21 protein-coding genes and 1 tRNA gene are annotated in these 24,112 nt (G+C 40.9%); 11 read left to right on the top strand and 11 right to left on the bottom strand.

Annotation, left to right across the window (positions count from 1 at the left end; translation table 11 throughout):
• Positions 1 to 3: 3 nt before the first annotated feature.
• A complete protein-coding gene (locus tag H589_RS0107965; RefSeq protein ID WP_027721536.1) occupies positions 4 to 621 on the bottom strand; it encodes a D-sedoheptulose 7-phosphate isomerase in 618 nt (205 codons plus the stop codon).
• 164 nt (positions 622 to 785) lie between these two features.
• On the opposite strand from H589_RS0107965, the gene H589_RS0107960 reads away from it, so the two are divergent.
• Positions 786 to 1,898, top strand: coding sequence for a glycoside hydrolase family 3 protein (locus H589_RS0107960; protein ID WP_027721535.1), 1,113 nt, complete (start codon positions 786 to 788; stop codon positions 1,896 to 1,898).
• On the opposite strand, the gene H589_RS19395 is transcribed toward H589_RS0107960, so the two are convergent.
• Positions 1,895 to 4,444: a PAS domain-containing sensor histidine kinase gene (locus tag H589_RS19395; RefSeq protein ID WP_035075469.1), complete on the bottom strand. Its 2,550-nt coding sequence runs from the start codon at positions 4,442 to 4,444 to the stop codon at positions 1,895 to 1,897. The genes H589_RS0107960 and H589_RS19395 overlap by 4 nt on opposite strands.
• An 858-nt stretch (positions 4,445 to 5,302) precedes the next feature.
• Between H589_RS19395 and H589_RS0107950 the strand changes: the two genes are divergently transcribed.
• Together H589_RS0107950 and icd are read left to right on the top strand one after the other, a co-directional pair.
• Positions 5,303 to 6,187: a flagellin N-terminal helical domain-containing protein gene (locus tag H589_RS0107950; protein ID WP_027721534.1), complete on the top strand. Its 885-nt coding sequence runs from the start codon at positions 5,303 to 5,305 to the stop codon at positions 6,185 to 6,187.
• Between the two features lie 639 nt (positions 6,188 to 6,826).
• Positions 6,827 to 7,969, top strand: coding sequence for an NADP-dependent isocitrate dehydrogenase (gene icd / locus H589_RS0107940; protein WP_027721532.1), 1,143 nt, complete (start codon positions 6,827 to 6,829; stop codon positions 7,967 to 7,969).
• A gap of 110 nt (positions 7,970 to 8,079) precedes the next feature.
• Here icd and H589_RS0107935 read toward each other — a convergent pair whose 3' ends face one another.
• Entirely contained in the window at positions 8,080 to 8,298 is a 219-nt protein-coding gene (locus H589_RS0107935) for a hypothetical protein (protein ID WP_027721531.1), read from the bottom strand.
• A 429-nt stretch (positions 8,299 to 8,727) separates the two neighbouring features.
• Between H589_RS0107935 and H589_RS0107930 the strand changes: the two genes are divergently transcribed.
• Both H589_RS0107930 and H589_RS0107925 read left to right on the top strand, forming a co-directional pair.
• Complete coding sequence (locus H589_RS0107930) at positions 8,728 to 9,786, top strand: efflux RND transporter periplasmic adaptor subunit (protein ID WP_027721530.1); 1,059 nt, start codon at positions 8,728 to 8,730, stop codon at positions 9,784 to 9,786.
• A gap of 20 nt (positions 9,787 to 9,806) precedes the next feature.
• Positions 9,807 to 12,923 (top strand): efflux RND transporter permease subunit, encoded by a 3,117-nt coding sequence (locus H589_RS0107925; RefSeq protein WP_027721529.1) that lies wholly within the window; start codon positions 9,807 to 9,809, stop codon positions 12,921 to 12,923.
• Positions 12,924 to 13,055: 132 nt separating this feature from the next.
• Here H589_RS0107925 and H589_RS0107920 read toward each other — a convergent pair whose 3' ends face one another.
• Positions 13,056 to 14,216, bottom strand: coding sequence for a pyridoxal phosphate-dependent aminotransferase (locus H589_RS0107920; RefSeq protein WP_027721528.1), 1,161 nt, complete (start codon positions 14,214 to 14,216; stop codon positions 13,056 to 13,058).
• A gap of 187 nt (positions 14,217 to 14,403) precedes the next feature.
• On the opposite strand from H589_RS0107920, the gene H589_RS0107915 reads away from it, so the two are divergent.
• Genes H589_RS0107915 through H589_RS0107905 form a run of 3 tightly spaced genes read left to right on the top strand, consistent with a single transcriptional unit; the run spans position 14,404 to position 16,992 of the window.
• Complete coding sequence (locus H589_RS0107915) at positions 14,404 to 14,973, top strand: aminodeoxychorismate/anthranilate synthase component II (protein ID WP_245577071.1); 570 nt, start codon at positions 14,404 to 14,406, stop codon at positions 14,971 to 14,973.
• The gene (locus H589_RS0107910; RefSeq protein ID WP_027721526.1) at positions 14,939 to 16,222 is read left to right on the top strand and encodes a chorismate-binding protein; all 1,284 of its coding nucleotides are present in this window, start codon (positions 14,939 to 14,941) and stop codon (positions 16,220 to 16,222) included. The genes H589_RS0107915 and H589_RS0107910 overlap by 35 nt, the downstream gene beginning before the upstream one ends.
• The gene (locus tag H589_RS0107905) at positions 16,219 to 16,992 is read left to right on the top strand and encodes an aminotransferase class IV (protein ID WP_027721525.1); all 774 of its coding nucleotides are present in this window, start codon (positions 16,219 to 16,221) and stop codon (positions 16,990 to 16,992) included. The genes H589_RS0107910 and H589_RS0107905 overlap by 4 nt, the downstream gene beginning before the upstream one ends.
• 109 nt (positions 16,993 to 17,101) lie before the next feature.
• Here H589_RS0107905 and trpS read toward each other — a convergent pair whose 3' ends face one another.
• The 4 genes from trpS to H589_RS0107885 form a co-directional block, all read right to left on the bottom strand.
• Positions 17,102 to 18,097, bottom strand: coding sequence for a tryptophan--tRNA ligase (gene trpS / locus H589_RS0107900; RefSeq protein WP_027721524.1), 996 nt, complete (start codon positions 18,095 to 18,097; stop codon positions 17,102 to 17,104).
• A gap of 25 nt (positions 18,098 to 18,122) precedes the next feature.
• Positions 18,123 to 18,761, bottom strand: a complete 639-nt coding sequence (locus H589_RS0107895; protein WP_027721523.1) for a site-2 protease family protein — start codon at positions 18,759 to 18,761, stop codon at positions 18,123 to 18,125.
• Positions 18,762 to 18,797: 36 nt separating this feature from the next.
• Positions 18,798 to 18,874, bottom strand: a tRNA-Trp gene (locus H589_RS0107890).
• A gap of 148 nt (positions 18,875 to 19,022) precedes the next feature.
• The gene (locus H589_RS0107885; protein WP_027721522.1) at positions 19,023 to 19,382 is read right to left on the bottom strand and encodes a response regulator; all 360 of its coding nucleotides are present in this window, start codon (positions 19,380 to 19,382) and stop codon (positions 19,023 to 19,025) included.
• 425 nt (positions 19,383 to 19,807) lie between these two features.
• Here H589_RS0107885 and H589_RS0107880 point away from each other — a divergent pair, with 425 nt between their 5' ends.
• Genes H589_RS0107880 through H589_RS0107870 form a run of 3 tightly spaced genes read left to right on the top strand, consistent with a single transcriptional unit; the run spans position 19,808 to position 21,949 of the window.
• Positions 19,808 to 20,005: a ubiquitin family protein gene (locus tag H589_RS0107880; protein ID WP_027721521.1), complete on the top strand. Its 198-nt coding sequence runs from the start codon at positions 19,808 to 19,810 to the stop codon at positions 20,003 to 20,005.
• Between the two features lie 4 nt (positions 20,006 to 20,009).
• Positions 20,010 to 20,933, top strand: coding sequence for a PP-loop family protein (locus H589_RS0107875; RefSeq protein ID WP_027721520.1), 924 nt, complete (start codon positions 20,010 to 20,012; stop codon positions 20,931 to 20,933).
• Positions 20,930 to 21,949: a glycosyltransferase gene (locus H589_RS0107870; protein WP_027721519.1), complete on the top strand. Its 1,020-nt coding sequence runs from the start codon at positions 20,930 to 20,932 to the stop codon at positions 21,947 to 21,949. The genes H589_RS0107875 and H589_RS0107870 overlap by 4 nt, the downstream gene beginning before the upstream one ends.
• Before the next feature lie 143 nt (positions 21,950 to 22,092).
• Here the strand turns inward: H589_RS0107870 and H589_RS0107865 are convergent, their stop codons facing one another.
• From H589_RS0107865 to H589_RS0107855, 3 genes are all read right to left on the bottom strand, one after another.
• Positions 22,093 to 22,626 (bottom strand): hypothetical protein, encoded by a 534-nt coding sequence (locus tag H589_RS0107865; RefSeq protein WP_035075464.1) that lies wholly within the window; start codon positions 22,624 to 22,626, stop codon positions 22,093 to 22,095.
• 126 nt (positions 22,627 to 22,752) lie between these two features.
• Positions 22,753 to 22,902, bottom strand: a complete 150-nt coding sequence (locus H589_RS20775) for a hypothetical protein (protein ID WP_156891683.1) — start codon at positions 22,900 to 22,902, stop codon at positions 22,753 to 22,755.
• Positions 22,903 to 22,945: 43 nt separating this feature from the next.
• Complete coding sequence (locus H589_RS0107855) at positions 22,946 to 24,112, bottom strand: SO_0444 family Cu/Zn efflux transporter (protein WP_035075598.1); 1,167 nt, start codon at positions 24,110 to 24,112, stop codon at positions 22,946 to 22,948.

Raw genomic sequence — 24,112 nt, 5'->3', positions numbered from 1 at the left:
ATTTTAGTCTGCAGTCAAATATGGCTCAAGCTCTGAAACTGCCTCAAAGAGAAAGTGGTCAATGAGCTCGCAAAAAAGGTGTCCTGCAGCAATATGAATTTCCTGAATTACAGGAGTGTCTTTGCTCGGAACGCTGACAACGTGGTCACAGATCGACAGCATTTCACCGACGCCCATTCCAGTCATCCCTATGGTGATCATATTTTTACGCTTTGCTTCTTTAAGTGCCTTTATAACGTTAGGGCTGGTTCCAGATGTACTGATCCCGATTAATACATCACCGGGGAGTCCCAGGGCCTGTACTTGTTTTTCAAAAATCATATCATAAGAATAATCATTGCCGATGGCTGTAATTATTGATGTATCAGTGGTTAGAGCAAGACCCGGAAGAGGGGGACGCTCAAGTTTAAATCTATTAACCAATTCTGCTGCAAGGTGCTGACAATCAGCCGCGCTTCCACCATTACCACAGAATAAAATTTTAGATCCTTGCGCAAGGCGTACTGCCATTGATCTGGCAATCTCTACTATTAACTGTGAATGTTGTTCAAAAAAAGCCTCTCGTACTTCAATGCCTGAGCGGGCATGATCAAGCACTTTTTGCAGAGCTGTTTCGGACATATTATTTCCTTTTGATTCTTTTTATTAAGCGAGTGGAGCAAACTATTTATAGCAAATCAACTTGTGTGGCAATACATGCATAGGTCCTTGCTAAATACCTGAATCACAAATATAACTCATTTTTTATAAATTTATAGTGAGAAAATATAAGCTGGAGTCTATTAATGACAAGAATTTTCCCTCTTTTACTTATTTTGATTATGATCATATCGGGTTGTGCTCTGCATTCAAATTCTGGTGTACATTCAGAACTTGATAAAATGGTAGGCCAGATGGTTATGGTCGGATTCAGGGGAATGACCGCAGATTCCGAAAGTCTTATTGCGCAGGATATCCGCAATTCCGGGATAGGAGGGGTTATTTTATTCAATAAAGACTGCGCGTTGAATAGTACTGTGCGAAATATTTCAGGACCTGATCAGTTAAAAAGACTCACATCATCTTTACAGAGCTATGCCGATATTCCTCTTTTTATAGGAATCGATCAGGAAGGCGGGATAATCACAAGACTCACAGCTGAAGCAGGTTTTATGCAGACTCCATCGGCAGCAGAACTGGGGAATAGTGGTGATAAAGATGCAGCATTCCGGGCCGGAAAATCTATTTCAAGTACACTTGCTTCTGAAGGAATAAATATGAATTTTGCACCTGTTGTGGACGTGAACTGCAATGCCGTAAACCCAGTTATTTCTGGATTGCAGCGGAGTTTTTCCGATGATCCGGAAATCGTTGCCGACTTTGCTGAATCTTTTATTAATGGCCTGCATAGTGAGAATGTCTTTTCGTGTTTGAAGCATTTTCCCGGACATGGCAGTTCTGTCGGTGACAGCCATAAAGGTTTTACTGATGTCAGTGAGACATGGTCATCAAATGAACTCTATCCATTTAAAAAGCTGATCAAAGACGGTAAAGCGGATATGGTTATGACTGCTCATATTTTCAATAAGAAACTGGACCGTGACTATCCAGCTACATTGTCGCGCAAAGTCATAACCGGGTTGTTGCGCCGTAAATTGGGTTTTGAAGGGATTATTATTACAGATGATATGCAGATGGCAGCAGTAAGCAGTCAGTATGGTTTTAAGGATGCTATAGATAAAGCTGTCCACGCCGGAGCAGACATACTACTTTTCGGAAACAACTTGATATATGAGCCCGCATTAGGAACTAAAGCTGTAAATGTGCTTAAAGAACTTGTTCTGGAGGGGAAGATTACCGAGCAACGTATTAAGCGATCTTATGATCGTATCATGTTCTTCAAAAACCGTCTTAATTAAAATTTACAACCATTCTTTACAGGAAGAATTATATTAAACGTTGTTCCTTTTCTGGGACTTGAGTGTACGTTAAATTTTCCTCTGTGGTTTTGCGTAATTATAAAATAAGATACTGAAAGACCTAGTCCTGTTCCGGAGCCTGGAGATTTGGTCGTGTAAAATGGTTCAAAGACTCGTTTGCGGGTTGTTTCACTCATGCCTGGACCGTTATCAGAAATAGAGCAGAGGATCACGTCTCCACAATTTTTTATCTTTATAGATATTTCTGGTTGTTTTGGCATTTGATCCCATTCAGCCATTGCCTGTGCTGAATTACGCAGGAGATTGAGAAAGACCTGCTCTATCTCGGTTTCAGTGCAGTTGGTGAGACTTAGGTTCTCATCATACTGTTTAATAATTTTAATTTTTTTAAAATCATATTTTTTTCCTAAATCGTAGTCCTGTGTAGCCAGGACTTCTGCTTTATCCATCATTTTACGCAGGTCACATGGAGCCTTGCGGGAGTCACTTTTACGGCTGAATTCAAGCATACCTGAGACAATTTTTGCTGCGCGTATTCCTGATTCTGTGATACCTTCAAGTGTTTTAATTATCTTACGGTCTTCCATGTAGCTATGAATTGAGTTGAGCGTACAACCGGCTTTTTCAGCTGCTTTAATATTAGCAGGGATATCCGGTGACATACGGCGAATAATATTTTGAATTCCTTGAATGATACCACCAAGAGGGTTATTTATTTCATGTGCCATTCCTGCGGCAAGTCCTCCGACAGACATCATCTTTTCAGTCTGAATCATCATCTCTTCAATGCGCACGCGTTCAGTTGAATCGTCAATGCGGACAACAGCACCTTTGAGACCACCTGTGAGGGGATAGATTATTATGTCCTGATAGCTTTCTGGATTTAAAATATCCTGCGTTCGTATACCCGTTTCCGGTATGGCAGTTTCAATCGCTTTGCTGATTCTATCAGAGTATTTGGATATAGATGGAAACGCTTCATCAATATGTGCGCCTACAATTCTGTTCACTGGAACAGCTGACATTTTCTGAGCAGTTATATTAAATTGTGTAACCAGCTTTTCACTGTTAAGCCCGATTATTGCTGATGGCATGGAATCTATAATATTTTTGATGTAATTTCTGGTCTTTTCGAGTTCGGATTCTGCAATGGTTTTAGCCGTTACATCTGTTCCTACTGAAAGAATTTCAACAAGGTTCCCTTTTTTATCATATATAGGGCTATTAGACCAATATACGCATACAATACTTCCATCCTTACATACATTTTGATTTGTACCAGTAGGCCTCTTTTCTATCAGGTCACCGATTGATTTCATTATTATTTCAATCTCGGAATCTCCGTTTGATGTTTTCGGTATAATAGTTCCGACAACTGGTTGCCCCAGTATTTCATTTTCTGGAAAACCGAAAAATGATTGTGCATATTCATTAAAAAATGTGCATGTGCCAGATAAATCTATTCTTAAAATAATACTGCGGGCTGTTTGAACGAGATCATGATATTCCTGCCTGGATTTAGCAATATCCTTTGAGTGTTCAGTTATTTTATCAAGAAGCTCTAGAATGTTATTAGAGAAAAAAGCAGTTGCTGCAATATATTCTCTGTTTTCTGAGAAGGACATTGCAGCTATCTCTGCGTCCCAATCGACTTTTCGTATGTTTTCAGCAGTGTACTCAATAGCTGGTATATGGCTCATATTTTTATCAGGCATTTTTGAGACACGTGCCAGAAGGCGGCCAATGCGTGCAAAGTCATTCTCATTTTCATTCAGGTCGGACGTCAGGAAGGTAGAGCGTTTTAATATTATTGCCAGGCAAATTGCGGTCATGGTTAAGAGTAATATTGCTACGTAGAATTCAGGAGAAATATCTTCGGCCAGATAAATAGTAATCTCGTCAAAACGAGATGGTTTCGCTTTTGCTGTTGCGAATACATGCATGCCTGAAAAAATTAGTCCGTTAATTTTTTTTTCTTTAATGTTGTATTGGTCTTCTGTAAAAAAAAAGTAGTGGTTGTCCTTATCTTTGATGAATAATTCTGTGTCGTGCGGTTGTACTGGCAGAAGGCTTTTAGCCGGAATATCTGCAATAAAGAAACTATAGTCCATGCGCATAACCAGAAAATTTTTCTTTAAAGATTCCTTTTTTCTACCTGGTTCTTTAATTAAATGAACTTCACCGGGAACATAATCCTTTATTACTTTGAGAAGTTCTGTGTTATTAATGTTTTTTTGGTCTATGGGGAAAGGTCTGCTGTTAATAATTTCTCCTTCAGGAAGTACTTTTAATATGGATGTAATTCCATGATCGACAGTAGTACGTGAAGCAATGACATCTTCTAGAAAAATAATACGTTCAGTAAAATAGCTGCCCCATGTTTTTGCTTTTTCATTTACTTCAGCAGATACAGACCAAAAAAACAGACAGAATGATAGAATAGAGCTTACAATAAAAATTATTATAAAAATACAAAGGTAGTTTTTTATTTTGTTGTTTAATTTGTATATACTTCTATTTTTCATTTCAAATCTGCTTTCTCTTTAAACGATATAGTTTACTTCTATAAATTATTCCCTCTACTCTCTATGGGTGATATAATTGTTGGTTAATTATGTAAATAATTGCTTTGCGTATAATTGGTTATGCATAAGCTCATGTATTTTTAACTAAATTTTTTTCTCTCCTCCGGTCTATATTTTTAGCACAGACATTTTGTGGATGATCTACAGGAATCTTTTTCCTCTCACATGGGCAGAAGTTGCCTGCTTTTTGATGTCACAAAACTTCTATTAATTAAAATAAAGTAGTCTTTAGTTTTAAAAACACTGTCTATACATATAGTTATCAATTCTCTTCATAAATAAATAAACGCTAACTAAAAAATAGGCACACCCGTTGCAAAGCTTTTGGCAGAGTTTTTTATAATCAACAGGAGGTGTGAGTCTGGATAGTTTAACCTGATTTCTTTTCAGAGCACTAAAAGGCATTTGGTTTAGGTGCGATTCTCGGAGGTTGGTAATGTGCGGATTAGTTTTCCGTATAAGAATATTTCCCAAATGGGACATGTGAGAATCGCTACTGCTTGGAGACCATGCCTGTAACAGAGTCGCGGACTCGCACTAGAGTCCTGCGTATCGAGAAGATTAAGCGGACCTGCGTGAGTCCATATGCAGGTAGTGTCTTTAACTGCTCTTAAAATGATATGACGGCGATTTTCCGGATTCATTGGCTTAACGCCTTTAGTCTAATTGTTCCGGAGGGTATTTTATGAAGTAGGCCAAAAGCAATTTTTATACTCTAGTTAACCAGTAAAAAATTAATGGTCAGAGTGGAAGGACCCACTCAGGCGAATTTTTCAGATAATTCAAGGAGGAATTATTATGTCGCTCGTAATTAATCACAACATGATGGCAGCTAACGCGTCTCGTAACCTGCAGGAATCATACGGTAACCTTGGTGTGTCGACCCGTCGTCTCTCCTCAGGTCTTCGTGTAGGAACTGCAGCAGATGATGCCGCAGGGCTAGCAATTCGCGAACTTATGCGTGCGGATGTCAAATCCCTTAATCAGGGTATTCGTAACGCTAATGACGCCATCTCAATGATCCAGACTGCTGATGGAGCACTTGGAGTTATTGATGAAAAGTTAATCCGTATGAAAGAGCTTGCAACTCAGGCTTCAACTGGTACCTACAACTCAAGTCAGCGCCTTATTATCGACTCTGAATATCAGGCAATGGCTTCAGAAATTACCCGTATCGCCAATGCAACAGACTTTAACGGTATTCATCTGCTTAACGGTAATATGTCAGGTTCTGTATCTTCTCACGATGGTGGAGGACTGACTTCAACTGGTCCGGTAAAGATTCACTTCGGTACCGGTAACGATTCGGCAGAAGACTATTATTATATCGCAATTAATACATCGACAGCTTCTGCTCTTGGTGTAGGTCTTGCCGCCGGTAACTCCATTTCTACTCAGCAAATGGCACAGGAATCTCTGGACAAGCTGACCAACGCGATCACTTCCAAGGATAAGATCCGTGCTAATCTTGGTGCACTTCAGAACAGATTGGAGAATACTATTACCAACCTCTCAATTCAGGCTGAAAACGTTCAGGCTTCGGAATCACGCATTTCCGACGTAGACGTTGCGACTGAGATGACTGAGTTCACAAGAAATCAGATCCTCACACAGTCCGCAGTCGCTATGCTATCTCAGGCAAACGGAATGCCCAGGATGGCAATGCAGCTCATCGGTGGCTAGCACAGGTGAGTTTATGACAACTCAAAAAAGGGAGGACCGAATTTTCGGCCCTCCCTTTTAATTTATACTTATTGTGAATAGTGTGCTCTATAATATTCTTTTTTTGATGTTAAATTTTCTGTTTTTACTTTTCTGAGAATAAGATGCATTTGTTGGTTGTTGATTCGGCCAATCTTTACTTTTTTGCAGGAATGGCCTATATCTACCGCCTGAATCTGCAAATGCGGATACTGAATTGCTGTTCATATTTTTTGATACTCAAATATAATTTTACCCATATACTCAATTCAATGAACAGCATCTTTGCACGGTTGTGCAGAGGCCTTGCAACTTTCTTGAAACTGCCTTGATTTTCTTGCCGGGATCTCCCGATAAATATTATTTTTCAAGCGGAATTCATTGTGTTGCTTCCATGTTCCGGTGTGGTCCGTCAGATGATTCACACCTAATCAGGTCAGACATGGCTTACGGTGTGAATTTATTCAGCATTTACTTTTAAATGTAGATTTTGCTGAGCAAAGTTTTCCGGTTCCGTTTTTTATTTCTAATAAAAGAACCGCCGCCAAACCGTGTCACAAGCTTATCCACCTGCACAGTCTTTTGGAACCGGAACTGTGCTCATCACCAAAGGAGATCATTTTGTCTGCAAAAACTGTATATTTCATTGAAGGTGACGGTATTGGTCCTGAAGTTTGGGGCGCAGCACGTCCTGTGCTTGATGCTGCTATAGAAAAAGCTTACGGCGAAAAGAAAATTGAATGGAAAGAACTGCTGGCAGGTGAGAAAGCATTTAAGGAAACCGGAAGCTATCTTCCTCAGGAAACTCTGGATGCTCTTGCTGCAGCTGAGCTTGCAATCAAAGGTCCTCTCCAGACTCCAGTAGGAAAAGGTTTCCGCTCTCTTAATGTTACACTTCGTCAGACTTTTGACCTTTATGCCTGTATCCGTCCTATCCGCTATTTTGAAGGTATTGAATCTCCTGTGAAACGCCCTGATCTTGTAGATGTAGTCGTTTTTCGCGAAAATACTGAGGACGTTTACGCCGGAATCGAGTGGAGTTCTGAATCTGCAGAATCCAAACGTGTGATTGATTTTCTCGTTGGCGAGATGGGAGCTAAAATTGATCCTACCGCCGGTATCGGAATTAAACCGATTACCCCTGCAGGGTCCAAGCGTCTTGTTCGTCGTGCTCTTGATTATGCTCTTGATCAGAACCGTGAATCCGTAACTCTGGTTCATAAAGGTAATATCATGAAATATACTGAAGGCGGTTTTCGCCAGTGGGGATATGATGTTGCTGAAGAAGAATATGCTGGAAAAGTTGTAAAAGAAGGTGAAGAAGCTGATGGCAAGGTTATAATTAATGACCGCATTGCCGATGCTATGTTTCAGGAACTTCTTATGCGTCCAGAAAAGTATAGCGTTGTAGCTACTACTAACCTTAATGGTGATTACATTTCTGATGCTCTGGCTGCGCAAGTCGGCGGTTTAGGACTTGCTCCCGGTGTTAATATGGGTGATAAGCTTGCTATTTATGAAGCAACTCACGGAACAGCTCCTACCATTGCAGGTAAAGATATGGCCAACCCCGGAAGTGTAATTCTTTCAGGAGCCATGATGCTTGAAAATAATGGTTGGGGTGATGCCGCTGCTCTTATTAAAAAATCTGTTGAAAAAGCTCTTGCAGCTAAAAAAGTTACCGTTGATCTGGCAAGTCAGATTGCCGGTGCCGAGACTGTTGGCTGTAAAGAGTTCGGCGAAATAATTCTCACTAATTTGTAATTTGGTATTTTGAAAGTACTGTAGTTACTTAAGCAACTTAGGCTGAAAGTTAAAGCCCTTCCTGTGAGATTACGCAGGGAGGGCTTTTTTTGCTCTTTATCTGTAAAAAATTATTCAATTTTAACTTTAATACCATTTTTTCCGTTTCGCAGTTCTATAAAACAGTTTGGATCATCAATCTCCGTTTCATATATGGCAATTTTTGTGAGATCATAAGTGTCAGGAGTCATCCGCAGAAGTAACTTATTCTTATCAAAGGTTTTAAGTAAGTGAACTTTTTCTCCAGGGATTATGCGAAATTGGACAAGGTTTACATTGCTGTCGGCCATGGAGATAGACCCAGCTATGGGATACTGACAATTATTTCTAATTGTAACAGCTTCCGTTGATAGAGTGGTTGAACAGAATATAAGAATAGTAAGAATAATAATGAAATATTTCATGTTACAATTTTATATTTGAAAGAAATATTAAGTTGTTTAGTTAATCTTGAGACTTAACGGATATATTTTTAATACTATCCTATTTTTGAGTGGTATTTATATTATAAAATATGTGCCCGTGTAACAAACTAATGCCATATATTCCTCTAAATCTTCTTGAAATCTTTCACTATTTTACATTCCCAGTTCATACTTTTTGCTGATTAAGTGAGCGTTTACCTATGTTAAGTCTGCTCTAAGATTGTTGACTAAATCAGTATCTCAAGTAAAGTTGGCCTCGCCAAAAGATAAAATAATTTAAATCGGAGTCGATGTATGCGTAACTTAATATTTTTTATTGTTTTTTTACTTTCAGCAATTCCTGCAATTGCTTCTGATAAAAAGCAAGCGCCTCAAATGCCACCAGCTCATGTTGTTGCGGCTAAATCCTTTTCAGGGCAGGTAGCTCCTGAGTCTGCTTACATCGGCTCTGTTTACTTTTCCGAAGTTTCAGACGTTGCCTCTGAAGTCAGCGGAAAGATAGTGAAAGTGAATGTTGAGGAAGGAGATATTGTTAAGAAAGGAGATGTGCTGATTACCCTCGGTTCTGACCTGCTTAATACTGAGATCATCGCTGCAAAGGCCGCATACGCAGAAGTTAAGGCTAATTACGATCTTGCTAAGCGTGACAGCAGCAGGATTACAAAATTATTTCAAAGCGGCTCGGTTCATGAAGGTGAATACGATAATAAACGCTTTAAAGCTCTTGCTATGGAAAGTGAGCTTGCCTCATCCATGGCAAAGTTGCATCGCCTGCAGATTCAGCATTCAAAAAAGACAATCCGTGCTCCTTTTGACGGTGTGGTCATCAATCGTTCGGTGTATCTTGGTGAATGGTTATCCACAGGCTCAGAAATTGTCAAACTCGGTATGAACACCCAATATGATGTTGTGGTTAACGTTCCACAGGATGTTGCACAGGTGGTTAAGCCTGGACTTGAAGTCGGGATTAATATCGGTGGTAAAGATTACAAGGGTGAAGTCTTTGCAGTGATTCCTCGTGGTGATGTAGCCAGTCGTACCTTCCCTATTAAAATAAGAATTGAGGGTAAGAAGGGATTTGCTCAAGGAATGGAAGCCAGAGTTTCTCTGCCATCCGGCATTGCAAGCAATACCGTTGTTGTGCCACGTGACGCTGTAATTACTCTCCGCGGAACAACAATGGTTATTGCTGTTGTAGATGGTAAAGCAAGCCCTATTCCGGTACAGGTTGTCGGTTATAAAGGGATGAATGCCGGAGTTCGTGGAAAAGGTCTTAAAGCTGATATGGACATTGTGGTTAAAGGAAACGAAAGACTTCGCCCCGGACAGTCCGTGGTCATTGATAACAAATAACCAGCTGTTCGGAGTAACTTATGGATTTTGTAAAATTTTCAATCGAAAAGCCTGTATCAATTCTGGTAGGTGTCATTCTACTGGTTCTTTTTGGCGGGCTTGCGCTTTTCGGGCTGCCTTATCAGTTGTCACCTTCTGTAACCGAGCCTGAGATTACAGTTGAAACTTCGTGGACTGGTGCAACTCCATATGAAATCGAGCGTGATATCATTGAGGAACAAGAAAAGGTTCTCAAAGGTGTTACTGGATTGATGGAAATGGAATCTGAGTGTTTTGACAGTTTCGGACGTATTTCACTGCGTTTTAAAATCGGGACTGATATCGATAATGCTCTGCTCAGAGTCTCCAATAAATTAAACGAAGTTAAAAAATATCCGTCGGACTCTGATCGTCCTGTTATTTCAGCAACTGGAGCCGCGACTTCACCTGTCATCTGGATGATCTTGAGGACCCTGCCGGAGAACAAACATAGCATAGATGAATATGCGACTTTTTTTGAGAATGATGTACGCCAGTATCTTGAGCGTGTTGACGGTGTCGCAGATCTTTTTGTCGGCGGCGGTACTGAAAAAGAGATGCATGTCATAATTGCCCCTGAGAAACTGGCAGCTTACAATCTGACTATTGCTAAAGTTGCGGAGGTTTTGAAAAGTGAAAATGCCAACGTTTCCGCCGGAAATCTTGGTGTTGGAAGGCGCGATTATCGTATCCGTACCACTTCTGAGTATAAGACTCCTGAAGACATTGAAAATGTTGTAATTACGTCATCAGGTCAGCAGCGTGTGACTATTGCCGATGTCGGAAAAGTTGTTTCGGGTTTTGAGAAGGCTACTGTGGCTATGCTACATAATGGTAATCCCGGTATCGTTGTCGGGGTTAAGCCTGAACCAGGCGCTAACGTTCTGGACGTAACAAGTGATGTCCGCAAAGTTGTTGAGGAGCTGAATTCCGGAATTTTAGCTAAAGAAGGAACTCATCTTGACTGGGTGTACGATCAGGCTCCGTATATCAACGGCGCAATTGATCTTGTTAAGCAGAATATTATAATCGGTGGTGTTCTAGCTGTAATTGTATTGCTGATATTTCTGCAGTCTTTTTCCGCCACGGTTATTGTTGCTATTGCCATTCCTATTTCTGTAATCGGATCGTTTATTGTTTTCGGCGGACTGGGGAGAAGTCTGAATATTGTCAGTATGTCGGGTATTTCCTTTGCCGTGGGTATGCTGGTGGACAACGCTATTGTTGTACTGGAAAATATCGATCGTCACCGAGCGATGGGGAAAGGCCCGTATAGAGCCGCATATGACGGAACCAGTGAAGTTTGGGGAGCTGTTCTTGCTTCGACTTTGACAACAGTAGCAGTATTTTTACCTGTTGTTTTTATCGAGGAGGAAGCAGGGCAGTTATTCAAAGATATCGCTATTGCGGTTACGTGTGCAATCTCCCTGTCCATGTTTGTTTCTGTCTCGGTTATTCCTATGCTGGCTAAGCAGTTTTATTCTTTCTCCAAAGGTAAGAAGAAAGCTAAGCTTAATGTGCTAAATAAAATGGGAAGCGTTGCGTCTGACTGGATTATGGGATTACTCGAACTTGCCATTCGCAACTGGGCAACTCGTCTTACAACGGTATTTATTCTGGTTGCATCTTCTGCTTTGCTTGTATTTTCTTTTTTCCCGAAAATGGAATATCTGCCACAGGGGAACCGGAACCTGATTCTGTCTATTCTTATTCCGCCGCCGGGCCTGTCGTATGAAGAACGTGATTCTATCGGAGAATATATCTCCGCACAGATAGAACCCCATATGAAAGAAGAAAAAGACGGCTTTCCGAAAGTGGATCAGCTTTTCTATGTATCGGCTCCAGATATCAACTTGTTTGGTGCAATGTCCGCGGATGAAGATCGTCCGGCTAAGCTTATTCCTTTATTTAACCGTATAATGAATTCTATCCCCGGTATGTTCGGAGTAAGTATTCAGGCTTCAATTTTTGAAGCAGGTATAGGTAAGGGGCGTATGGTTGCGGTTGATTTCAGTGGATCTGATCTTGATAAATTAATGGCCGCTGCCGGAACAATGTTCGGCATGGCGCGGCAGGCTATACCGGGTGGGCAGGTTCGTCCTATCCCTTCACTGGAAATGCTGTATCCTGAAGTACGTATTGTGCCTGACCGTGATAGATTGCGGGCAGCAGGCATGTCCAGTCAGGAAATAGGTGAAGCTCTTGATGTTCTTATGGACGGGCGTAAAATCGGTGATTTTAAAGAAGATGGTAAGAAGAAAATTGATCTGAAGCTAATGGCATCTGAGCAAAGAGTGAGTACTCCTGAAGATTTGTACAATTCACTCGTTGCCACTCCGCAAGGATGGGCTGTTCCTGTTTCATCTCTTTCAAATCTTGAAAGGACCTACGGTATTACCCAGATCCGTCATCTTGAGCGACGGAGAACTGTTACGCTGCAGATTACACCTCCTAAATCCATGCCCCTTGAAGAGGCAATGGATATCGTACAGACTAAGCTGATTCCAAAAGTTAAAGAAATGGGACTGATGGATGGTGTTACTGTGCGTATGTCTGGAGCAGCTGATAAGCTTACTCAAACCCGTCACGCCATGCAGTGGAACTTTCTGCTGGCTGTTGTAATTACTTATCTACTCATGGCTGCTTTATTTGGAAACTTCATTTATCCGATAATTATTCTGCTGACCGTTCCGCTTGCAGGGGCTGGAGGTTTTCTTGGCCTGAAACTGGAAAACCTATTCATTGCTCCGCAACCGCTGGATGTTTTGACTATGCTTGGTTTCGTTATTCTAATCGGTGTTGTTGTTAACAATGCGATCCTTATCGTTCACCAATCTCTTAACAATGTGAGAGAGGGGGGGATGGATCACAAAGAGGCCGTGCTTGAAGCGACCCGTTCAAGGCTCCGCCCGATCTATATGTCTGCAACAACATCTGTTTTCGGGATGTTACCTTTGGCAATTGCTCCCGGTCCGGGGTCAGAGCTTTATCGCGGTCTTGGAGCTGTTGTGCTTGGTGGTCTGGCTTTGTCCACAGTCTTTACTGTGTTCATGATTCCTGCTTTGTTGATGTTCTTCATTAAGATGGAGAAAATAGGTGGTAAAGAAGCTGAGGCTTAAAGACAGTAATAGATGATTAGTAAAGCCCCCTATGAACTATGTTCACACTGGGGGCTTTCTTCGTTTTGGAGAACAAACAAGCTTAAGATGTCAGTAAAATGATTTTATAGTAGTCAGTTCATCAATAGTTTTCTAACTGTTCATCTTTACATAATTTTCCAGTCTGTCCATTCCTTCGGCAAGGTTTTCGATTGAGTTTGCATATGATAACCGGATATATCCTTCAGCACCATCGCCGAAATCAATACCGGGAGTAACGCCGATTCCGGCCTGCTCAAGAATATCGAAAGCCAGTTTAAGAGAGCTGCCGTCAAACTTTGCAGCGAGATGTTTCATGTTAACGAGTACGTAGAATGCCCCAGTCGGCTCTACTTTAATATCAAAGCCCATCTCGCGCAGGCGTTTGAGCATATATTTACGGCGTTCATCATAAGTATTTTTGATGCGATTAACATCATCCCAAGATTCAGTCAGCGCTGCAACTCCAGCCCGTTGAGCCATTGAATTGGCAGATATGAAAAAATTCTGACAGAGTTTTTGCAATGGTCGTACATATTTTTCAGGCGATATTATGTACCCAAGTCTCCATCCTGTCATGGCAAATAATTTTGAGAACCCGTTTAGAACAAATGCATGGTCAGTGTATTCAAGAATTGAATGTTCTTTTTCTCCGTATACAAGCCCGTGATAGATTTCGTCTGAAATAATCCACGGTCCCATGCCGGCTATCTCCTTCATGCGTTCAGGTGAAAGAAGGGTTCCTGTCGGATTGGAAGGTGAGTTGATCAGGATTGCTTTAGTTTTGGTATTGATTGCCTTTTTGATTGCTTCAGGTCTGTATTGAAATCCATCCTCTTCGAAAGTGGTGATGCGATTGGCTTCTGCTCCGGCAAAAGAAATGAAGTTGCTGTAACAGGCATAGCAGGGATCAGAGACAATGACATTATCCCCTTTATCCAGAATAAAAGTAAACAGGAGTAGCATTGCCGGAGAAGTTCCCTGAGTGATTATTACCCGATCCGGATCAACATCAACATTATATCTGTCTTTGTGATATTTGCTGATGGCCTCTCTAAGTTCAGGTATTCCAAGACTATGTGTATAATGGGTTTCTCCTTTATCCATAGCTTCACAGCATGCTTTTTTTATGCAGTCCGGAGTGTCAAAGTCAGGCTCACCTATTTCCATATGGATAATGCTGCGGCCCTCTCTTTCCATCTGCTGTGCCTTTTCAAGGACATCCATCACCAGAAAGGGGGTGATCTCACATGCTCTTTTAGATATGCATTCCATGCTGTTCTCCTAATATATAGGGTGGGTATCCACTCTTGATTATTGGTGTAATTTTAAATCTTATATACAACCTGAATACTGGAAGAGCAATAGTTGCCTTTTGTACGCAATTTGGATGCTTGCTCCAGCATAGTTGCTGGGGTAATTAAGGACGCTGCACAATTCAGCAGCAGTACAATTTTAAAAAATGAACAACATGAAAATTCTGATTATAGATAACAATGACAGTTTTACAAACAACCTTATGCACTTGTTTGCTAAGGAGATCAGCAGTGTAGAAATTTTATCCAAATCCTGTGACCATATTCTTTCACAAGATTTTCAGTCATCAGAATTAAACGGGTATGATTTGCTGATTATTTCTCCCGGGCCCGGGTGTCCTGCAGATTATCCAGGATATGAAGCTGTAATCAAGTCCGGTAAACCTGTGCTTGGTGTCTGTCTGGGGATGCAGATAATTAATGAATATTGTGGTGGAAAGACATCTCGGCTGAAAGGCTGTTTTCATGGCAGGACCGAGAAAATCAGTTTTGCAGGATTACAATTAAATGTTGCAAGATATCATTCTCTGTTCTGCTCAGAAATAGGGGATGGACTGGAAGTTATTTCAGAGAATAATGAAGGCATACCTATGGCTGTCAGTCATGGTTCTTTGCCGCTTTTAGGTTATCAGTTTCACCCTGAGTCATTTTTAACTGAGCAGTCCGGAGTATTTATAAAGTATGCCTTCGATTTTTTTAAATTCAGTAAGTTTTGAGAAGTTCAGGGAAATTGCACTGTACTTTGTAAAGAATGGTAATGCAGATGTACTGCTTGGATCTCCTCTGTTTCCTGATTCATGCACAAGTTACATAGGCCTTACTCCAACTAACGAATTGATTTTGGAAGCCGATATACCCGCTGATGAGATTGCTTCGGCGATGCGTAGTTTTTCCTTTTCAGATGCAAACCCCACTATCGGTTACTTCACTTATGAATGCGGCTTTGCCCTGCGCGGAGTTACAAGCAGAAAAGATCGACAATATCCTTCCGGTCACTTGAAAAAATATGCTGCTGTACTAACGCATGATGCTTCAACCGAAACAATGGAAGTTGTCGCCGTAGAAGAGCAGTCTCTTTCAGATATTTTATGTCTGATAAAAAAAATATCTCCTGTTCCGGAAGTAGAACTGCCTGATTTTAAACCGGAATATATTAGCATGTCGTTGGGCAAAGAATCCTACGAGAAAGGTGTTGCTCAAACTCTTGAGTATATTAAAGACGGACTGACCTATCAGTTGAATTTATCAACTCAGTTCACAATTAATGATATTAACTTTGATCCGTTGCTCTGGTTCTTCACACTTAATAAGAGATATCCGGCTCCTTATTACGCTTTATTTAAAAGTTGCGGGAAGTTGATAATCTCAACCTCGCCGGAACTTTTTCTGAAGGTGGAAAATGGGTGTGTTCGATCTGAGCCGATTAAAGGAACTCTGCGTTTTGATGAATACAGTGATGATTTGATAAAGCAATTGACATCATCAGCTAAAGAAGATTCAGAGCTTTCCATGATAGTAGATCTTGTACGTAATGATATTTCAAGAGAATGCAAATATGGTTCTGTTACCGTTGAAAAACATAAGTCTGTCTTCGCAGTAGATAACCTCCTTCAGATGTATAGCGTTGTGCATGGTGAGCTTGCTGACGGTAAAGACTGTATTGATTTATTTCTAAGCGCTTTTCCGGGTGGTTCAATTACGGGATGTCCAAAAAAGAGTTCTATGGAGCTTATTGATATGCTGGAGCCTCATACACGGGGGCCATTTTGTGGAAGCATAGTTATGATTAAGGGACCCAAAGATTTAGTCTCATCCATAGCTATCAGGACAGCTGTTTATGATGAATCTGAAAATAAACTTACTTACTGGGCTGGAAGTGGTATTGTCATTGATTCCGATCCGCGAGAAGAGTTTCTGGAGACAATGGCTAAGGCTGGCAAAATTATAGATCCGGAGGGGATGTGATTTATTTCAGTAAAGGTGAATTATGTGAAGGACCGATTGGTCTTGATCTGTCACAGCCTGCTTTTAGAACCGGATATGGTTTTTTTGAAACCTTAGCCTGGAACGGAAGGAAATGCTGCCATCTGAGTTTGCATTTAAAGCGCGCATATCGGAGTTTTGCACAATATAACATTATCGATGAAAAAATTGATTATGAGAAAGTTATTAACCAAGTCATTGAAGTTAATAATCTGGAGAAAAAATTTGCCCGTTTGAATATTTTTTATCCAGTGGAAAGCGGTAAAACTTTTCCTGTAGTTTGTGCTGTGCCTTTTGAATATCTGCCGGATAGGATTTGGTCTTTATGGCCTAATGATGAAATTTTCATGTCTTCACTGATGCAGCATAAAAGTATGAACCGTATGTCTTATCTCAGCGCATGGGAGAAGGCTGCTGACTATGGATATGATGATGCATTGCTGCTTGATTTTGAAGGTAATATTCTTGAATCATCGGTTGCTTCACTTCTTTTTAAAAAAGGAGATGTCTTTTTTGAACCACAAACAGAGTATAAACTTCCCGGAACTGCACAGGAGGTTCTTGCTGATTTCATAGAAATTAAAGCTCAGCCTATCCCGCTGAACACTATTCAGGAATATGAGCATATATACGCTCTAAATTCATTGGGGGGAGTTATTCCCGTTTCCAGAGTGGGGGCTGTAAAATTCGAAGTAGATGTTGAGTTCGCAGTATGTATGGGCAGAAAAATTTTAGAACTTGATTATTCTTAACTAAACCTTTTTATGGATTATCAAGATTGGCAGCCTGCTGAAGACCAAAAAAATCCCCTCGTTGTTTATCAACGAGAGGATTCTATCTTTAAACAAATTTGGAGTCAGCTTAATATTTGAATCCTATTCTTTCACGAATCTCTTCCATGTTCTGCTGAGCTTTGGCACGTGCTTTAGCAGTTCCTTCTGCAAGAATCTGCCAGACTATATCTGGATTTTCATCCATCTTGCGGCGACGCTCCTGCATAGGTTCAAGGAATTTTGCCATGCTTTCTGCGAGCATCTTTTTACAATCTACGCAGCCGAGAGAAGCATTACGGCAACCTTCCTCAATCTCATCACATTTTGAGCTGTCAGTCATCAGCTTGTGATAAGGATAGAGGTTACATATTTCAGGATCGCCCGGATCTGATTTTCTGAGTCTGTTCTTGTCTGTCAGCATGGACATAACCTTAGGGCGGACTTCATCCATAGCTTCACCGAGAAAAATACCGTTGTTATAGCTCTTGGACATCTTGCGACCGTCAAGTCCAGGCAGCTTAGCGTCTTCAGTAAGCATTGCCTGCGGTTCCGGAAAATATTCGCCATTTATGCTGTTGAAGCGGCGGGCAATTTCACGGGTAAGTTCCAAGTGTGGAAGCTGGTCCTGTCCAACAGGAACAAAAGATGGCTTATACATGAGGATATCAGATGCCATGAGTACCGGATAACCAAGGAATCCGTATGTATTAAGTTCCTTCTGGATAAGTTCCTGACGGATTTCTTTGTAAGTAGGGTTTCTTTCCAGCCAGCCAAGCGGAGTAATCATTGAAAGCATAAGATGCAGTTCAGCATGCTCTTTAACTTGAGACTGATGAAAGATTACACATTTCTCAGGATCAAGTCCTGCCGCCACCCAGTCTTTTACCAGTTCAGGGACGAATCCCTTAATTTTTCGTGGATCAGAGTATTCACTGGTGAGTGCGTGCCAGTCGGCAACAAAGAAATAACATTCATTATCTTCCTGAATATTGATCCAGTTCACCAGAACACCGAAGTAGTGACCGAGGTGAAGGCGGCCGGTAGACCTCATTCCTGAAACTATGCGATTGTTTGTTTTAGTCATTGTGAAAACTTGTAGGTTGATGATTTTAATGAATCAGCAGGTTATAAAATATACTTATGGCCGGACTGATAATTGTACCAAGTAGTCCCAGCATTGCCAGAACAATGACAATAATAAAACCGTACCTGAAAGACATAAATTTATAAGCTGTCTCACGGGGCATGAAGCCTGCAATTATCTTGCTGCCATCCAATGGAGGAATAGGCAAAAGATTGAAAAAGCACAAGGCCAGGTTGATTATAACTCCGGCATTGGCAATCTGCACAGTCGGCTGAAGTACCCTGAGCATAATATTGGAGTAACCGCTGATGTCCAGCGACAGGATTACTTTTACGATAATTGAAAACATTATAGCAAGTGCCATGTTTGCTGCAGGTCCAGCCAGCGCCACAAGCATCATATCCCGTTGGGGATTTTTAAAATACATGGGATTAATAGGAACAGGTTTGGCCCAGCCGATCATGCGGGTCAAAACAAGTGCAATAGTACCCAGTGGATCAAGATGCTTTAAGGGATTTAAGGTAAGCCGTCCGGCTTGTTTTGCCGTTGGATCGCCTAGAAGATATGCAGCAAAGCCGTGTGAGGCTTCATGGCAGGTGATTGCTAGAAGGAATGGAACAGCAAGGATGCTGATTTCTTTTATTGTATTTGCTATGTCGAACATGGGGTATTCACTTGTTCGCTTTTTAGAAGTGATAAATGGCAGGCCAGGAGGGATTCGAACCCCCAGCATTCGGTTTTGGAGACCGACGTTCTAGCCGTTGGAACTACTGGCCTGCATTTATAGGTTTGGGACATCTCTGTCGTCAAATCCAAGTGGTTGCTATCACGAGGTTTTGCGCTTGGCAAGAAAAAAGGAGCTTGTTTTTCACAAACTCCTAAAAAAGTATAAAAAAACTGTTTTCAAATTTTTTAAAAAACTCTTTTAACCGAGAGCCTCAGTCACTTTGGCCTTCAACTGACTTAAATCCACAGATTTAACTACATAGTAGTCTGCTGCAATGGATTTCATGTCATGTTTAAAGCTATCGTAAGCTGTACTCAGTATTACTGGGATTTTTGTGTCTTCCTGACGGATTTCCTGTAGTAAGTCCAGTCCGGAACGGGCAATGCCTAGTTTAATGTCGAGGATGACCAGATCTGGCGTTTCTCTTTTTATAACGGCAAGTATATCTTCTGTACCGTCTGAGGTAGCAACCTGATAGCCACTGGCTTCAAGTTCTTCTCGGTAGAGCATCCTTATATGCTTTTCATCGTCAACAACTAAGATAGTTTTCTGAGTCATATGAAACTCCTTGAAAGTCATGTTTATCTATTTATACTTTAATTCAACAATCAACTTCTGGTCAACATTTATAGAAAATTTTTTGCGTGTATTTGCTGATTAGCAGACAAAGATTGGTTAACTAGTTAAGATTGTATCAAATTAAAAATATACATTGAGTTGTACTCCATCTATTAAGTTTATCCGTTGCTGGCATTAAGCAAAGCTTAATTCTGGTGACCAAGTTTTAATACTCATCATACCATAACATGAAATAATAATATTTTGTTGTAATTTTTTTAGAAATATTTCCATTTTGTTTAACTGAAAAAAAGTTATAAAAATATCCCTTCGTTTAGGTCTGAAAAGCTTGCCCTAAACAGTCTTAAACGTTAAATCCACAGCTCAAAGAGATAAATAATTATATAATTAAAAGGAGTCTGCCCATGGTAACTGTCAGGCTTGAACCGGAAGACAAGATAATTGAGTTTACAAAATTAAACACTGTTTTGCAGTTGCTTAATAAGCTTGGACTCCACCAGACTGATGCTTTGGTCATTAGAGATGGAGAACTGTTGACTCAGGATTGTCGTATTTTTCAAGGTGATGAAATAATTTTAAGAAAAGTAATTTCGGTCGGGTAAATATATGAAGTGTAAGGTTTGTAAAGCCGAGGCAGTAATATCACTGCCCAGTCATAATGCTGCGTTCTGTAAAGAACATTTTGAGAACTTTTTTATGAAGCAGGTTGCTACGGGAATCCGGAGGCGCAAGCTTCTTGAACCAGACGACAAAGTCCTTGTGGCTCTTTCGGGTGGCAAAGATTCTCTCGGGCTTATGTATGCCCTTTCGGAGTTAGGCTACGATGTAACCGGATTGCATATTGATCTTGGGATTTTTGATTCGTCAAAGAAAGCCCGGTCTGTTGTAGAGGATTTTTGTAAAGATAAAGGTTATCCGTTGCGGGTGGTTGAACTTGAGAAAGAAGGCGTTCCCATGCCACTTATCAAGAAACACATCCGTCGACCTATTTGCTCTATATGTGGGAAGTTTAAGAGGCATTATTTTAATAAGATTGCGCTTGATGAAGGGTTTACCGCTCTTGCCACAGGCCATAACCTTGACGATGAAGTTGCCAGACTTTTCGCTAATACCTTACGCTGGGATCAGGGTTATCTTTCTGATCAAGGGCCAGTTCTGCCTGCTGAGAATGGTTTTGCTAAAAAGGTTAAGCCTCTTTTCAGGGTTTCTGAATTTGAATCTGCCAACTTTTCATTTTTAATGGGTATTCCATATCACCACCTGCCATGTCCATACAGCGGCGGAGCGAGCTTCACAGGACATAAGTTGCTCTGGCGTGATCTTGAGTTGCGTAGCCCGGGGTCTAAGAGGTCCTTTTATAAAGGTTTTCTTGATCGTGGTCAGCCTGCTTTTGCAGCAATACATCAGGAAAAGAAAAGTTATGAAGTTGTCCCTTGTACTGAGTGCGGATGTCCTACTTCAGCCGGAGTATGCAATATATGCAGGCTTAAAAAGCAGCTTCGTGAATCCATTGAGGAAAACGGAGAGTGATTAATCCAAAAGTTTCAGTGACCATGCCCTGCTACAATTGTGAGAGCAGTGTAGGGATGGCCATTGAAAGTATTTTAGACCAGTCTTATACTGATCTTGAGCTGATTGCTGTAGACGATGGTTCTGTTGACGGAACTGCTGATGTCTTAAAAGAATACGCAGCAAAAGATTTTCGTTTGAGCCCTGTATTTTTAGACCATCAAGGTGTTGTTGGGGCTGCCAATGCAGCAATTAGTGCAGCTTCAGGTCAATACATTGCCCGTATGGACGCTGATGACTTTGCTTTACCTGCAAGAATTGAGAAACAGGCCCGCCTGCTGGATGAAAATCCGCATGTGGGCCTTACTGCATGTCGTGTAGGGTTTGGCGGAGACCGTGAAGCATGTGCTGGATATGCCCATTATGTAGACTGGATAAATTCTCTTATCGAGATAGATGAAATTTCTTTGAACCGTTTTGTTGAGTTTCCGTTTGCAAATCCATCCATCATGATGCGAAGCAATCTTATTAAAGAGTATGGGCAATTCAGGGATGGTGATTTTCCGGAAGATTATGAGCTGGTTTTGCGCTGGCTTGAAGCCGGAGTTCAGATGCAGAAGGTAGATGAAGAATTATTTATCTGGAATGACCCTCCTGATCGGCTTTCCCGTAATCATCCGAAATATTCTGTAGAATCATTTTATAGTATCAAAAGTGAGTATCTTCATCGCTGGTTAGAACAAAACAGTTCCACACATCCGCGTGTAGGGGTAATAGGTTCAGGCCGAACATCACGTAAACGATTTCATATACTTGAAAGGCATGGCGTTAAAGTTTCTTTTTATGTAGACGTTGATCCACGTAAGGTCGGGCATGTTATCAACGGCTGCAAAGTTCTGCATCGTAATGCTATACCTCCGGCAGGAGATACTTTTTTACTTTCATATGTAGCCAGCAGGGGAGCCAGAGAGGAGGTTGCAGAATTCCTCAACTCGCGTGGTTATGTATTGGGTAAACATTATTTATTAGTCTCTTAATCTGAGATTATAGAAACTTATTTTTTAGTCTTAGAGCTAAAAGAAATGGGTAGATATTGAAATAAAATTTTCAGTATCTACCCATTTCTTTTAGTTAAAAATCTACGAATATGACTAAGCTTTCTTACAAGTAAGTGTTATGTTTAAAATTTACTTTTAATAAAATCAGTGATGGCTTCGATTGCAGTTTTTTTGGTGTGATTTTGAGTCTCGTCAGTTTCCCACCATTGCAGGTCGCTGAATTCCAACGGTATTCTCAGTGTAAGAAATGGAAGAAAGAATTTTATTACATTTTCTTTTGATGCGCCTTTGGCCGTATCGAAATGAAAGAATACCTCAGCAATAAACCATGCCTTATCTTTTTGTGAAGCAGGTGTCGCAGGGCGTATGTACATAAAATCAGGATCTGTTTCAGCATCAAGTTCGCTGTCTTGAAAACGTGCGAACAAGTCGTAGACCTGTTTTCGAATAAGTTTATCGCCGTATACGTCAACAATAAAAGTGAATTTTAAGAATCCGGTTTGCGGATTGAGATTGTGGCGTGAAATTTTCAGGACACCATCTTTGCGATTGGATTCATCGTCATCGAGAAAAAGATCGAACGCGCTGAATCCTATGAAATTATCCTCTCCTCGAATTTCATCAAGCTGTTTTTCGATGCTGGAAGTGCTACTCATGATGGTAAACCTGAATTGTTGATGGGTTGTTATGTTATTTTGCGATACCATCTAACTTTGTGAGCAACAAGTGATGTTGGATTATAAAAAAAATCCTCCATAAATATAATTACGGAGGATTTATTGTTAATTTTTATCTTCGGTTTTATCCTTATCTGAGTCATGATGTTGTCTGGTGTATTCTCCAAGCCCGCTACCAGAATTTTTAACCATGCGGAAAATTGCAAACACAATGACCAGCATAACTATAATAGCTTCGACTCCTTCACCTGTCATGACTCACTCCTTTGGATGGAACCGCCTCGGGCGGGATTGCTAACTAATGTGAATGACCAGTTAAACTTTTACCTCTTATTAAAGCAGATACCTTGGGAATAGCAATAAAGGCAAGCAGTATAAGTGCGCTGACAGTGTAAAATAGACCATGTACATCTTCTGCACCGCTTTGAACCCAGTCAGTAATTGACATTCCAAGTGAATAATAGAGCCAGTTTACAAATACACCGAGTACCAACGAACAAATTATGATTGTACCTAGGTATATAAATGCTGATCTCTTCCCGAGCAGCTTGGCAACAACTGTAAATGAGGCTGCGTTGGTGGCAGGCCCGGCAAGCAAAAAGACAAGAGCTGCTCCCGGGGAAAGGCCTTTGAGTGCCAGAGCAGCTGCAATCGGTGTTGATGCTGTTGCGCATACGTAAAGCGGGACGGCTGCTGCAAGCATAATCAGCAGAGGAAGAAATCCATCTCCAAGATTCTTTTCTATGAAACCGTCTGGAATTAGTGCACCAAAAATTCCTGCTAAAATTACTCCTCCCAAAAACCATATCCCAATATCCTGCAATAAATTGCCAAAGGAATATTGCATTCCTGCAGTAAGTTTTCCGGTAAATGTTTCAGGTAAGCTTGAGCTTTCTTCTCCGCATCCACATCCGCAGGATGATTCTGAACAACTCTGCTCAGTATCATCCGAACATTGGCAGGAAAGGTTTGAGTCGTTGCATCCACACTCATGCCCATGGTCATGTGATATTAGTATCGGTTCTGGAATAGAGGGGGTTTTTGTTCCATTTGTTTTTTCATATCGATCAACTAATACACCGGCTATAACTGCAGTAATGAAAGCAGCAAAAGGTCTGAAGAATGTCATTACCGGATCAAGAAGAGCATAGGTTACGGCAATTGAATCAACACCTGTCTCCGGAGTTGATATGAGAAATGAAGTTGTTGCTCCTTTGCTTGCTCCTTGTTGCTTGAGCTGGGCAGCAGCAGGTATTACTCCGCAACTGCAAAGTGGAATCGGGACACCCAGAAGTGAAGCTTTAAACACGTCTGAAGTTTTTCCTGAACCTAGATTTTTGCTGATAAACTCAGGCCCAACAAAAGCTTTTAAGAGTCCTGCTACAAAAAAACCGAAAAGCATAAAAGGTGCAGACTGTAGCAGCACTTCCCATGATTCTTGCGCAATACTTATTAATATATTCAG

It is taken from the genome of Maridesulfovibrio zosterae DSM 11974, assembly GCF_000425265.1.
Taxonomy (GTDB): domain Bacteria; phylum Desulfobacterota; class Desulfovibrionia; order Desulfovibrionales; family Desulfovibrionaceae; genus Maridesulfovibrio; species Maridesulfovibrio zosterae.
This window is presented reverse-complemented; position numbering and strand designations above follow the sequence as displayed.

Coding starts and splice junctions, on each gene's coding strand:
- H589_RS0107965 (WP_027721536.1), bottom strand. CDS start 621: ATGTCCGAAACAGCTCTGCAAAAAGTGCTTGATCATGCCCGCTCAGGC.
- H589_RS0107960 (WP_027721535.1), top strand. CDS start 786: ATGACAAGAATTTTCCCTCTTTTACTTATTTTGATTATGATCATATCG.
- H589_RS19395 (WP_035075469.1), bottom strand. CDS start 4,444: ATGAAAAATAGAAGTATATACAAATTAAACAACAAAATAAAAAACTAC.
- H589_RS0107950 (WP_027721534.1), top strand. CDS start 5,303: ATGTCGCTCGTAATTAATCACAACATGATGGCAGCTAACGCGTCTCGT.
- H589_RS0107935 (WP_027721531.1), bottom strand. CDS start 8,298: ATGGCCGACAGCAATGTAAACCTTGTCCAATTTCGCATAATCCCTGGA.
- H589_RS0107930 (WP_027721530.1), top strand. CDS start 8,728: ATGCGTAACTTAATATTTTTTATTGTTTTTTTACTTTCAGCAATTCCT.
- H589_RS0107925 (WP_027721529.1), top strand. CDS start 9,807: ATGGATTTTGTAAAATTTTCAATCGAAAAGCCTGTATCAATTCTGGTA.
- H589_RS0107920 (WP_027721528.1), bottom strand. CDS start 14,216: ATGGAATGCATATCTAAAAGAGCATGTGAGATCACCCCCTTTCTGGTG.
- H589_RS0107915 (WP_245577071.1), top strand. CDS start 14,404: ATGAACAACATGAAAATTCTGATTATAGATAACAATGACAGTTTTACA.
- H589_RS0107910 (WP_027721526.1), top strand. CDS start 14,939: ATGCCTTCGATTTTTTTAAATTCAGTAAGTTTTGAGAAGTTCAGGGAA.
- trpS (WP_027721524.1), bottom strand. CDS start 18,097: ATGACTAAAACAAACAATCGCATAGTTTCAGGAATGAGGTCTACCGGC.
- H589_RS0107895 (WP_027721523.1), bottom strand. CDS start 18,761: ATGTTCGACATAGCAAATACAATAAAAGAAATCAGCATCCTTGCTGTT.
- H589_RS0107885 (WP_027721522.1), bottom strand. CDS start 19,382: ATGACTCAGAAAACTATCTTAGTTGTTGACGATGAAAAGCATATAAGG.
- H589_RS0107880 (WP_027721521.1), top strand. CDS start 19,808: ATGGTAACTGTCAGGCTTGAACCGGAAGACAAGATAATTGAGTTTACA.
- H589_RS0107875 (WP_027721520.1), top strand. CDS start 20,010: ATGAAGTGTAAGGTTTGTAAAGCCGAGGCAGTAATATCACTGCCCAGT.
- H589_RS0107865 (WP_035075464.1), bottom strand. CDS start 22,626: ATGAGTAGCACTTCCAGCATCGAAAAACAGCTTGATGAAATTCGAGGA.
- H589_RS20775 (WP_156891683.1), bottom strand. CDS start 22,902: ATGACAGGTGAAGGAGTCGAAGCTATTATAGTTATGCTGGTCATTGTG.